Annotated in this window: 11 protein-coding genes, 1 tRNA gene and 1 pseudogene; 7 read left to right on the top strand and 6 right to left on the bottom strand. The window is 61.1% G+C overall.

Features of this window, described 5'->3' with window-relative positions:
• Positions 1 to 753 (top strand): annotated as a pseudogene (locus tag B3V69_RS13330) (DUF349 domain-containing protein); the annotation flags it as partial.
• Positions 754 to 820: 67 nt separating this feature from the next.
• On the opposite strand, the gene B3V69_RS13325 reads toward B3V69_RS13330, so the two are convergent.
• From B3V69_RS13325 to B3V69_RS13305, 5 genes are read right to left on the bottom strand one after another with little or no spacing between them, the layout of a single operon-like run.
• Positions 821 to 1,687 (bottom strand): UDP-2,3-diacylglucosamine diphosphatase, encoded by an 867-nt coding sequence (locus B3V69_RS13325; RefSeq protein ID WP_296447308.1) that lies wholly within the window; start codon positions 1,685 to 1,687, stop codon positions 821 to 823.
• 1 nt (position 1,688) lies between these two features.
• Positions 1,689 to 2,195, bottom strand: a complete 507-nt coding sequence (locus B3V69_RS13320; RefSeq protein WP_296447306.1) for a peptidylprolyl isomerase — start codon at positions 2,193 to 2,195, stop codon at positions 1,689 to 1,691.
• A gap of 3 nt (positions 2,196 to 2,198) precedes the next feature.
• Positions 2,199 to 2,885 carry a peptidylprolyl isomerase gene (locus B3V69_RS13315; protein WP_414707530.1) on the bottom strand — a complete coding sequence of 229 codons (687 nt, stop codon included), beginning with the start codon at positions 2,883 to 2,885 and terminating at the stop codon, positions 2,199 to 2,201.
• Complete coding sequence (locus B3V69_RS13310; RefSeq protein ID WP_296447305.1) at positions 2,882 to 4,126, bottom strand: L,D-transpeptidase family protein; 1,245 nt, start codon at positions 4,124 to 4,126, stop codon at positions 2,882 to 2,884. Before B3V69_RS13310 ends, B3V69_RS13315 begins: the two co-directional genes overlap by 4 nt.
• A gap of 57 nt (positions 4,127 to 4,183) precedes the next feature.
• Positions 4,184 to 5,230 carry a YybH family protein gene (locus tag B3V69_RS13305; protein WP_296447302.1) on the bottom strand — a complete coding sequence of 349 codons (1,047 nt, stop codon included), beginning with the start codon at positions 5,228 to 5,230 and terminating at the stop codon, positions 4,184 to 4,186.
• Positions 5,231 to 5,416: 186 nt separating this feature from the next.
• Between B3V69_RS13305 and cysS the strand changes: the two genes are divergently transcribed.
• The 6 genes from cysS (at position 5,417) to B3V69_RS13275 (ending at position 10,905) form a co-directional block, all read left to right on the top strand.
• Positions 5,417 to 6,793 carry a cysteine--tRNA ligase gene (gene cysS / locus B3V69_RS13300; protein WP_296447300.1) on the top strand — a complete coding sequence of 459 codons (1,377 nt, stop codon included), beginning with the start codon at positions 5,417 to 5,419 and terminating at the stop codon, positions 6,791 to 6,793.
• Positions 6,794 to 6,838: 45 nt separating this feature from the next.
• On the top strand, positions 6,839 to 7,489 hold the full coding sequence (locus B3V69_RS13295; RefSeq protein ID WP_296447298.1) for a DNA-3-methyladenine glycosylase family protein: 651 nt from the start codon (positions 6,839 to 6,841) through the stop codon (positions 7,487 to 7,489).
• Positions 7,490 to 7,516: 27 nt separating this feature from the next.
• Positions 7,517 to 8,494 carry an acetyl-CoA carboxylase carboxyltransferase subunit alpha gene (locus B3V69_RS13290; RefSeq protein ID WP_296447276.1) on the top strand — a complete coding sequence of 326 codons (978 nt, stop codon included), beginning with the start codon at positions 7,517 to 7,519 and terminating at the stop codon, positions 8,492 to 8,494.
• A 33-nt stretch (positions 8,495 to 8,527) separates the two neighbouring features.
• Positions 8,528 to 9,490 carry a tRNA lysidine(34) synthetase TilS gene (tilS, locus tag B3V69_RS13285; RefSeq protein ID WP_296447274.1) on the top strand — a complete coding sequence of 321 codons (963 nt, stop codon included), beginning with the start codon at positions 8,528 to 8,530 and terminating at the stop codon, positions 9,488 to 9,490.
• 12 nt (positions 9,491 to 9,502) lie between these two features.
• Positions 9,503 to 10,771 carry an aspartate kinase gene (locus B3V69_RS13280; RefSeq protein WP_296447271.1) on the top strand — a complete coding sequence of 423 codons (1,269 nt, stop codon included), beginning with the start codon at positions 9,503 to 9,505 and terminating at the stop codon, positions 10,769 to 10,771.
• Positions 10,772 to 10,812: 41 nt separating this feature from the next.
• Positions 10,813 to 10,905, top strand: a tRNA-Ser gene (locus tag B3V69_RS13275).
• Positions 10,906 to 11,071: 166 nt separating this feature from the next.
• Here the strand turns inward: B3V69_RS13275 and B3V69_RS13270 are convergent.
• A partial coding sequence (locus B3V69_RS13270; protein WP_296447269.1) for a sigma-70 family RNA polymerase sigma factor occupies positions 11,072 to 11,623 on the bottom strand: 552 nt, incomplete at its 5' end.

The raw sequence follows: 11,623 nt of genomic DNA, 5'->3' as shown, positions 1-11,623 counted from the left end.
GTTGAAGCGGACGCAAGCGCCGAAGCGGCGGCTCCTGTGGAACCCGTGGTCGCGCCAAAGCCTGCCCCCAAGCCAGTGGTGGCGGTGCGCGGCGATGACCGACCCGGCATGAAAAAGGCCGAACCCGCGCCCATGGGCCGCGGTGGCAAGTTTGGTGACCGCAAAGAGGGCGGACGGGACGGCGCCAGAGACAACAGCCGTGGCCCGCGTGATGGTGGCTTCTCAGGTCGTCCGGATGACCGGGCACCACGGCGCGATGGGCGTGATAGTGCTTCAGGATCCTGGTCTGAGGCCCCGCGTTTGGGCGACACCGCCTTTCGCGCGCAACGCGACGCCATGGAGCACGCCCAGTTCGCTTTGCGCAAGCTGGCGGCGCAGGCGCACGGTGAGGCGCTGACTCAGGTGCTGGCCGCGTGGGAGCAGCGCGATGCGGCCCAAGTGCCCTCGGCGCAGGAACTAGGCAACCGCGTCAGCGCAGCGACCCGCGGCGCCTGGACCAAAGCACTGGGGCAAGCGCCCGCAGGCGACGCCAGTGTGGCCCTGCTGCGTCTGGAAATGGCGTCCGAGCTGCCGACACCCGCCGAGCACCTGAACGCACGCCGTGCGCTGCAGTTGCAGCTGCTGACCAAGCGCAATGATCCGGCGCCTGTCCAGACCTGGGGCCAGGATGCCGCCACCGTCTTGGCCGGTGCTTTTGACGCAGGCCTGGCGCGCCGGCTGCAAAACGTGCTGAAGGTCTTGCTCAAGCCCTAACAAGCGCCCATCGCCCAGTTGTAAAAAAGGCCGCTCACAGCGGCCTTTTTTTGTTTCACGAGCTTGATTAAGCCGCATGACTTGTGTCGATGCGTCGAACTGAGGTTTCAGTTGGCTGCGTGCTTGAGGCCATACTGATCCGCAGAACTTCGGCGCGTGGCGGCGTGGCGCCAGCGTCCCAGTCGCTCAGGACGATGCGGCGCAACCCCGTTGCCGCACCACTTGACAGATCATGGTTGGCCGGCTTGTGGGTGTGGCCGTGAATCAAGGTGCTGGCCTGGGCTGTGCGCAGCCAGTCGCAGGTCGCCTCGAAGTCGAGGTCGGCATACGGTACGCCGCTGTGTTTGCGCGTTTCACTTTGCGTGCGCAGCGCGCGTGCAATAAGCTGCCGCTGGGCCAGTGGTTTGGCCAGAAATTCTTGCTGCCATTGCGCGCTGCGAACCTGAGCCCGAAACTGCATGTAATCGGTATCCAGCAGGCACAAGGCATCGCCATGCGACAGCAGCCAGCGTTGTCCGCCAAAGTCCAGCACGCTCGGGTCGCCCAACAGGGTCATGCCGCTGGCTTGGGCGAACGCCGGGCCCAGCAGAAAATCGCGGTTGCCGTGCATGAAGAAAATGTCGAGGCGTTGCGAGGCTGCTTTGAGCACCTGGGCGCAACAGGCTTCAAAGCCGTGCGTCTGATCAGCGGCGACATCAATGTCATCCATCACATCGTCGCCGACCCAGACTTCAAACAGATCACCCAGGATGAACACGGCATCGGCCCGCGTCGTCTCCATGTATTTTTGCCAGGCGCTGAAAGTGACGGCCTCGCTGGGCTGCAGGTGCAGATCGGAGATGAAATCGACGTTTCGCCAATCGGGTGGCGCTTGCAGTACCGGCCAGGGCGGCGCAGCGGCGTGCCCCGAAATTGGCGGTACTGCCGGGCTCATGTCAGAGCGCTACAGCCTTTTCCATGACCACGTCTACGACCGGCACATCATCGTGGTGGCCCTTGTGACCGGTCTTGACGGCCTTGATCTTGTCGACCACGTCCGTGCCCGACACCACTTTGCCAAACACGGCGTAGCCCCAGCCCTGGGCTGAAATAGCGGTGTGGTTGAGGAAGGTGTTGTCCGCCACGTTGATGAAAAACTGCGCGGTGGCCGAGTGTGGGTCGCCGGTGCGGGCCATGGCCACGGTGTAATTCAGATTTTTCAGGCCATTATTGGCTTCGTTGTCGATCGGCTTGTCGCCCTTCTTTTCCTTCATGCCGGGCTCCATGCCGCCGCCTTGCACCATGAAACCGGGGATGACGCGATGAAAAATGGTGTTGTTGTAATGGCCCTTGTTCACGTAGCTCAAAAAGTTGGCGACCGTTTTGGGCGCCTTTTCCGGATCGAGTTCAAGGGTGATGACGCCGTAGTTGGCAATGTGGAGTTCGACTTGGGGATTGCTCATGATTTATTTCACCAGGGTTGCAGAGTTGATAAGAATGGGGGTCTTGGGAACGTCGGACGGAAACGGGCCGCCAGCGCCGGTGGGGGTGGCCTTGATCTTTTGGATCACATCCATGCCGCTGACGACCTTGCCGAACACCGTGTAGCCAAACAGCTGCGGCGCGTTCACCAGGTTGGCACGCGGTGTGTTTTCATAGACGCGGCCCTGGTACTCGAACCGGGGCACCGGGTCGCCGGGCGGTATCAGGATCGGGTCCAGGAACGCATTGTCCTTGACGTTGATGAAGAACTGCGCGGTGGCCGATTGAGGGTCGTTTGTGCGGGCCATGGCCAGCGTGCCGACGACGTTTTTCGCACCGCCTTTGGCCAACGCTTCGCGGCCTTCATGGGCCACCGGCGCACGGGTTTTCTTCTCGATGAATTTGGCGTCAAAGCCGCCGCCCTGCACCATGAAGTTCTCGATCACGCGGTGAAAGATGGTGCCGTCGTAGTGCTTGTCCTTGACGTACTGCAAGAAATTCTCAACGGTCTTGGGTGCCTTGTCGGGGTAGACCTCAACCACAAAGTCGCCGGCCGTGGTGGCGAATTTGACCCGGGAAGGTGCCTGCGCCAGCGTGCTTTGTGCTACAGAAAACATAGCTGCTGCCGCAATCAATACGGGGGCCAGGGCCGAAAAAGATCCAAACTTCATCCAATGACTCCTTCATAAAATATTTTCCACTGACTACCTTGCCGACCCCAGTACTGGCGCTTGGTCGGGCCGCTGCGGGTGCCATCCGCCACTTCGCCAAACGTGACGACCATGGTGTCGGCGGCATCCGTCCAGCGCAGGAAGGACAGGTCCTTGAGCTGGATGGCGCGGCCGCGCACCTTGTCGAGCTCACTGCGCAAGGCCGGCGTCCATTCGGTCAGTGTCTTGCCGTTGCTGTTGAAATCCGGGCTGTAAAAACTCAGCACCCGGTCCAACTTGCCGCTGGATTTGGCGTTTTGCCACGCTGTCAGGACGTCCTCAAAGGGTTTGCTGTCGGAGCGGGCACTGTTGGGCGTCACCCAGTTCAGGCGCGGCGAGATGACGACCGGGGTGGTGCGGACCTCGACGGTGCGGATGACCTGGTCCAGGTCCGGGTTGGCCAGCACGACGCAGCCGTCCGTGGCCAGCGGTGGACGCGAGAACTGGCCGCGTGGCGTGCCGTGCAGCCAGATGCCGCCGCCGGTCTTGCCGCGCTTGCTGTCGAGCACGTTGGGGTAATTGATCGGCAGGGCGCCCGAGCCATACAAATCTTTCAGCGATTTTGGGTCGAGATTGCTGGTAATGAAGTACACGCCCAGTGGGGTGCGCAAATCACCCTCGCTGTTTTTTTCCAGGCCGGATTTCCCGACCGAGATGTAATAGTCGGCCACCAGCACCAGCCCGGTCGGCCGGTTTTCAAACAGATACAGGCGCGAGCGCGAGGCATCGACGGCAATGGCGTGCTTGTTTCGGAGTGACAGCGCCAGAAATTGGGAGGGAACGGCCCCTGGCGGCGGGCGCTCACGCAGCGCTTTTACGCGCATCTGTGACTCGTCACGCAATTCGCTGAGCATGGGCGCGGCCGCTTGGAGCATGGGCTCAGGTACATCGCCCAAGGTTCGAATAGGGCGCATGCGGGCTGCCAGCAGGTCGCCATAGACCAGTTGGGCCAGTTGAAAGTTAGGGTAGTCTTGCACCAGGCTCTCGGCCTTGGTCAGTGCTTCGCGACCTTGTGCTTTGGCCACGAGCTGGTAGACCTCGATCAGGCGCGCTTCAGCCAGGCCTGCTTCGGCCACTTTCTTTGAACTGACGGGGGCGACGTGGACGGCTTTGGTGCGGGCCTTCTTGCGGGCGATCGCGTCCCCTGTCGTCGCCAGGCAGACAACAGTTGCAACGAACAGAGTAAAAAAATGCCGTTTCATAGTGGCATCAAGCGAAAAGTGCACGTACCACCGCCGGCTGCGTCCGCGAAGCGGCCATCAGTTGCCCGTGGATTCCCTGACGATCAACCATTTGTCACCGGTTTTCAGCAACTCAAGCGTCTTGCGGCTCGACACCGCCAGCGCGTTCGCCCGGTAGTCCTGACGGAATTTGGCGACGGCCTTGCTGCCATTGACGGTGACGGTCAGGTTTTCCAGCTTGACTCTGATACTGGACTTGCCTGCAATACGGTTGCGGCGTTCTTGCTCCCAGGCGCTGCGCGATTGTTTTGCGGGCGGGGTAAATTCTTTGCCATAGGCACCCAGATAAGCTGACATGTCTTTGGCGGACCAGGCTTTGGCCCAAGCGTGCACGGCCGCTTCGGCGTCTTTGACGGCGCTGTCGCTGACAGTTGGTTTGGCGGGCACGGCGCCAGCGGCTGCCGCGATGGCCGGGCTGGCCGCGGTCACCACGGGTGCGGCCGGTGCAGCGGCAGGCGTGGACACGGCCACCGGGGCCTTGACGACGACGGTTGCAGAGCCTGCTGGTGCCGCTACCGCGAGGGCGGGCGTCTGACCCTTGATGTTGGGTTTGAACAATTCGCGAATGAGGGCCAGCTTGGGCGGCACCGCCGCATTGGTGCCGTCGAGCTGCAACGCCTTGTTATAGGCCTGGCTCGCGAGTCTGGCGTACACGTCGCCCAGGTTCTCGTGCGCCGTGGCGTAGCTTGGGTTGGTGCGGATGGCCATCTCCAGTGCCGCGCGCGCCTTGTCAAACTGGTTTTGTCCGGCGTAGAGCACGGCCAGATTGTTGTAGGGCTCGGGCAGCTCGGGGTAGTCTTCGGTCAGCTTGGTGAAGGTCGCGATGGCGTCAGCCTGTTTGCCTGTGTTGCGTTGAATCACGCCCTTGAGAAAGCGCATCTGCGGGTCGCGTGGCTTGGCGGCAAGGTAGACGTCGGCCTTGGTCATCGCCTCGCTCAGCTTGCCAGCGCGCAACAGCTGACTGACATCCACATAGTCGTCGGCGTAGGCGGACGTCATTGCGCAGGCGGCCGCCACGGTCAGCAGGCGAAGGGTGGTGAAAAGGATAGAGCGGGCGTGCTTCATGGAGCCTTATGATTTCCTACAGGGTGAGCGCCCGCCGCAGGGGATGGGCTGGCAGGGCTATATACTGGGACGAATTGTAGCCCAGGGGGTGCTTTTCAGTACTCTCATAATTGCCCACCCATTAGCCGTCTTTGCCGAGGCCACCACCCGGCTGAATAGTCCTCGAAGCCATCGTTCGAAACACCCATGAGTTTGCGCATTTACAGCACGCTGTCGCGTGCACTGGAACCCCTGTCACCGCTGGAGCCCGGCCACGTGCGGATGTACGTCTGCGGCATGACGGTCTATGACCTCTGCCACCTGGGCCATGCCCGATCCATGGTGGCCTTTGACGTGGTGCAACGCTGGCTCAAGGCCAGCGGCTTGCGGGTGACCTATGTGCGCAATGTCACCGACATCGACGACAAAATCATCAAGCGCGCCCTGGAGAACAAAGAGACCATCCGCTCCCTGACCGATCGCATGGTGGAGGCGCTGCACCAGGACGCCGATGCCCTGGGGATTGAGCGCCCCACCTATGAGCCCCGGGCCACCGAGTTTGTGCCGCAGATGCTCAAGCTGATTGGCCAACTGACAGAAAAGGGCCTGGCCTATCACGCCATCAATGGCGACGTGAATTACGCGGTGCGAAAATTCCCGGGTTACGGCAAACTCAGCGGCAAGTCGCTCGATGAGTTGCGCGCCGGGGAACGGGTCGCCGTGCCGGACGGCAAGGATGATCCGCTGGACTTCGTGTTGTGGAAAACAGCCAAGCCGAGCGAACCGGATGAAGCCAAGTGGGACAGCGATTACGGCAAGGGCCGCCCGGGCTGGCACATCGAGTGCTCGGCCATGTGCGGCCAGATACTGGGTCAGACGGTTGATATTCACGGTGGCGGGGCTGATTTGCAGTTTCCGCATCATGAAAACGAAATTGCCCAGAGCGAAGGCGCTACCGGCAAACCGCTGGCCAGCATTTGGATGCACAACGGTTTTGTGACGCGCGACAACGAGAAAATGTCCAAGAGCCTGGGCAACTTCTTCACCATCCGTGACATTCTGGCCCGCTACGACGCGGAAACCACCCGGTTCTTCATCATCCGCGCGCATTACCGCAGTGCCCTGAACCACAGTGACGCGCATCTGGACGATGCCCGCAATTCCCTCAAGCGTCTTTACACCGCGCTGGACCTGGTAACCCCGGCACAGGTCCACATCGACTGGACCCAGCCCTTTGCTGCGCGCTTCAAGGCGGCAATGGATGAAGACTTTGGCACGCCCGAGGCCGTGGCCGTGTTGTTCGATCTGGCGACTGAGGTCAATAAAACCCGGTCTGCTGAACTGGCGGGCTTGCTCAAGGCACTGGGCGGCTGCCTTGGCCTGCTGCAAGGTGACCCCCAGGTGTTTTTGCAGGCGGGTGCCACGCTGGACGAGACGGCTATTAGCGCCTTGATTGCGCAACGTGTGGTGGCCAAAGTGGCCAAGAATTTTGCCGAGGCCGACCGCATTCGCCAAGACCTCCTGGCCCAGGGCATTGTCCTGAAGGATTCATCCACCGGCACCACCTGGGAGGTCGGGCAGTGACTTTTTTAGCAGTCATTTTGGCCTCTGGCCCCCGAAAGTAGAGCGATGGCAGCTACTAAAAATATAGCGACCGTGATCGCCACGCCCGCCTACTGGGAAGACGCCTGCAAGCACCTGATGAAAAAGGATCGGGTGATGAAGCGGCTGATTCCCCAGTTCGGTGACGCCTGCCTGCAAACCCGGGGCGATGCTTTTGTCACCCTGGCGCGCAGCATTGTGGGGCAGCAGATCTCGGTCAAAGCGGCTCAGACGGTGTGGGACCGTTTTGCCCTGCTGCTCAAAAAAATAACGGCCAGCAATGTGCTCAAGCTCAAGGTGGACGACATGCGCGCGGCCGGTTTGAGTGTGCGCAAGGTCGAGTACCTGGTGGACCTGGCCTTGCACTTTGACAGCGGCGTGGTGCACGTCAAGGCCTGGGAGACGATGGACGATGAGGCTATCATCGCCGAGCTGATCGCCATTCGCGGCATTGGCCGCTGGACGGCCGAGATGTTCTTGATCTTTCACCTGATGCGCCCCAATGTGTTGCCGCTCGATGACGTGGGCCTGATCAATGGCATCAGCAAGAGCTATTTTTCGGGTGACGTGGTGAGCCGCAGCGATGCCCGCGAAGTTGCCGCCGCCTGGGCGCCTTATTGCAGCGTGGCAACTTGGTATATTTGGCGCTCGCTGGATCCGGTGCCGGTGGAATACTGACCGCCCCCAACTGATAGGAGCATAACGTTGGCTAAAAAAACATTCCTCGATTTCGAGCATCCGATTGCCGAACTCGAAAACAAGATTGAAGAGTTGCGCTACGTGCAGACCGAGTCGGCGGTTGATATTTCGGCCGAAATCGACCAACTAGCCAAGAAAAGCCAGCAGCTCACCAAAGACATCTACAGTGATCTGACGCCCTGGCAAATCACCAAAATTGCCCGCCATGCCGAGCGTCCCTACACGCTGGATTACGTCAATGAAATCTTCACCCATTTTGTGGAACTGCACGGTGACCGGCATTTTGCCGATGACCTGAGCATTGTGGGCGGCCTGGCGCGTTTCAACGGCACGCCGTGCATGGTACTGGGCCAGCAAAAAGGGCGCGATACCAAAGAGCGTGGCCTGCGCAACTTCGGCATGAGCAAACCCGAGGGTTACCGCAAGGCCCTGCGGCTCATGAAGACCGCGGAAAAATTCAAACTGCCGGTCTTCACCTTTGTCGACACGCCAGGCGCCTACCCCGGCATTGACGCCGAAGAACGCGGCCAGTCGGAAGCCATCGGCCGCAACATTTTCGAGATGGCGCAGCTCGAAGTCCCCATCATTACCACCATCATCGGTGAGGGCGGTTCGGGCGGCGCCCTGGCCATTTCCATTGGCGACCAGGTGCTGATGCTGCAGTATTCGATTTATTCGGTGATCAGCCCCGAAGGCTGCGCCTCCATCCTCTGGAAAACGTCGGAGAAGGCGCAGGAAGCGGCGGACGCGCTGGGTATTACGGCGCACCGGCTCAAGGCGCTGGGCGTGATTGACAAAATCGTCAACGAGCCAGTCGGCGGCGCGCACCGCGATTACAAGCAGATGGCCGCTTTTCTCAAGCGCGCCTTGAGTGACGCCTTCCGCCAGGTCAGCGACCTCAAGGTCAAGGAGCTGCTGGACCGTCGCTACGACCGTCTGCAAAGCTATGGCCGATTCACCGACACCAAGGCCGCGTCCAAATAGCGTGTGGCCAGCTAGCGGGTTGGGTGGTGTCGTGTGACCACGACGCTGGCCGACGCTATTTCCGCCTTCTCGCCGGCCTTGCCGCTGGCGGTGGCTTTCAGCGGCGGGGCCGATTCCACCGCTTTGCTGCTGGCCTGTGCCGAGAAATGGCCGGGGCAGGTGCATGCCATCCATATTCACCACGGTGTGCAGGCGGCGGCCGATGACTTCGAGCGCCATTGCCAGGCGTTTTGCGCGCAGCTCAATGTGCCGCTGCTGGTCCGGCGCGTGGATGGCCGCCATGCGCCCGGCCAGAGTCCGGAAGACGCGGCGCGGCGCGCCCGTTACAAGGCTTTTGAGGCTGTAGCCCTCGAAGAATATGCGCAAGACGCTATTAAAAATATAGCAATCGCACAACATGCCGACGATCAGGTGGAGACGCTCTTGTTGGCCCTGAGCCGGGGCAGTGGTCTGCCGGGCCTGAGTGCCATGCCCGCAAGCTGGGTGCGCGCGGGCATCACCTACCACCGCCCGCTGCTGCGCGTGCGTGCGTCAGACATTCGGGCCTGGCTGGCGAGTCGGGGCGTGACCTGCATTGAAGATCCGACCAATGTCGATCAACAGTTCACCCGCAACCGCATCCGCGCGCAGCTGTTGCCCGCACTGGAAGCCACCTTCCCGCAGTTTCGCGACACCTTTGCCCGCAGTGCCGCGCACGCGGCGCAGGCCCAGGCGGTGTTGCTCGATGTGGCCGTGCAAGATCTGGCGCTAATCGGGTCGCCGCCGGTGATCGCCAACCTCCAGCGCTTGAGTCGGCCCCGGCAAGCCAATGTGCTGCGCCACTGGCTCAACACCACGTTCAACGCCGTGCCCAGCGCGGCGCAGCTGGCCGAGCTGCTGGACCAGATCGCTGCCTGCACCACGCGCGGGCACCAGATTCGCATCAAGGTCGGTGCTGGCTTCTGCGAGCGCAGGGGCGCGCTGCTGCATTGGTACAATCCCACGGTTTTGCTCTAAAAAATTTTCCCAATGGCATTGATTGTTCACAAATACGGCGGCACGTCGATGGGCTCCACTGAGCGCATCCGCCATGTTGCCAAACGCGTCGCCAAATGGGCGCGTGCCGGCCACCAAATGGTGGTCGTGCCCTCCGCCATGAGCGGCGAAACCAACCGTTTGCTGGGCCTGGCCAAAGAGCTGGCGCCTTCCAAGGCCACCGACTCTTACAGCCGCGAGCTCGATATGCTGGCCTCCACTGGCGAGCAGGCCTCCAGCGCCTTGCTGGCCATTGCGCTGCAGGCCGAGGGCATGGAGTCGGTCAGCTACGCCGGTTGGCAAGTGCCTATTCGCACCAACAGCGCCCATACCAAGGCCCGTATCGAGTCGATCGACGACACCAAGGTGCGTGCTGATCTGGAGGCGGGCCGGGTGGTCATCGTCACCGGCTTTCAGGGGCTGGACGAACTCGGCAACATCACCACCCTGGGGCGCGGCGGCTCCGACACCTCCGCCGTGGCCGTGGCCGCCGCGATGAAAGCCGAAGAATGCCTGATCTTCACCGACGTCGATGGCGTTTACACCACCGACCCGCGTGTCGTGCCCGAAGCGCGCCGCCTGAAAACGGTGAGCTTTGAAGAAATGCTGGAGATGGCCTCCATGGGCTCCAAAGTGCTGCAGATCCGTTCGGTCGAGTTTGCCGGCAAATACAAGGTGAAGCTGCGCGTTTTGAGCAGCTTCACGCCCTGGGACATTGACATCAACGAGGAAGCCGCTTCCGGCACCCTGATTACTTTTGAGGAAGACGAACACATGGAGCAAGCCATTGTTTCCGGCATTGCATTCAACCGCGATGAAGCCAAAATCTCCGTGCTGGGCGTACCCGACACCCCGGGCATTGCCTACCGCATTCTGGGCGCCGTGGCCGACGCCAACGTGGAAGTGGACGTCATCATCCAGAATCTCAGCAAGGACGGCAAGACCGACTTCAGCTTCACGGTCAACCGCGGCGACTACGCCAAGGCCATCGACGTGCTCAAGTCCAAAGTGTTGCCCAGCCTGGGCGCACAAGAGGTGGTCGGTGACACCAAGATCTGCAAAGTGTCCATCGTCGGTATCGGCATGCGCAGCCATGTGGGCGTAGCCAGCAAAATGTTCCGTGTTTTGAGTGAAGAAGGCATCAATATCCAGATGATTTCCACCTCCGAGATCAAGACCTCCGTGGTCATTGACGAGAAATACATGGAGCTTGCGGTGCGCGCGCTGCACAAAGCATTTGATCTGGACCAGCCGCCGGTTTAAAATCCGGGCCGAGTCGTGAGATAATCGGACTCAGAGTTTTAGGAAACGTGACCGAGTGGCCGAAGGTGCTCCCCTGCTAAGGGAGTAGGGGGTGTAGAGCCTCCTCGAGAGTTCGAATCTCTCCGTTTCCGCCAGTATGAGTTTCTGAACTTCCAAGGAAGTCCAGTAGACAAGAAAAAAGCCTCGCAATTGATTCAATTGCGAGGTTTTTTTCGTTGTGACCTCTGACCGGGTGTGTTGCTGGCTGGCCCCGTCGAGCACCCGCGCCCCGCGAGGGGCCGGGCGCGTCTTCTTTGGTGATTACAAGTTGTCGGTGAAGCTGCGCAGCTTGTCGGAGCGCGAGGGGTGCTTGAGCTTGCGCAGCGCCTTGGCTTCGATCTGGCGGATGCGCTCGCGCGTCACGTCAAACTGCTTGCCCACTTCTTCCAGCGTGTGATCGCTGGTCATCTCAATGCCGAAACGCATGCGCAGCACCTTGGCTTCGCGCGGCGTGAGGCTGTCCAGAATGTCCTTGACCACGTCACGCAGGCCAGCCTGCATGGCGGCTTCCATCGGTGCGGTGTTGGCGCTGTCTTCGATGAAGTCGCCCAGGTGGGAGTCATCATCGTCGCCGATCGGCGTTTCCATCGAGATCGGCTCTTTGGCGATTTTCATGATCTTGCGGATTTTGTCCTCCGGGATCTCCATGCGCTCGGCCAACACGCTGGCGTCGGGCTCAAAGCCGAACTCCTGCAGATGCTGGCGGCTGATGCGGTTCATCTTGTTGATGGTTTCGATCATGTGCACCGGAATCCGGATGGTGCGGGCCTGGTCGGCAATGCTGCGCGTGATGGCCTGGCGAATCCACCAGGT

Origin of the sequence: Rhodoferax sp. UBA5149, from assembly GCF_002413825.1 — a bacterium.
Classification (GTDB): domain Bacteria; phylum Pseudomonadota; class Gammaproteobacteria; order Burkholderiales; family Burkholderiaceae_C; genus Rhodoferax.
This window is presented reverse-complemented; position numbering and strand designations above follow the sequence as displayed.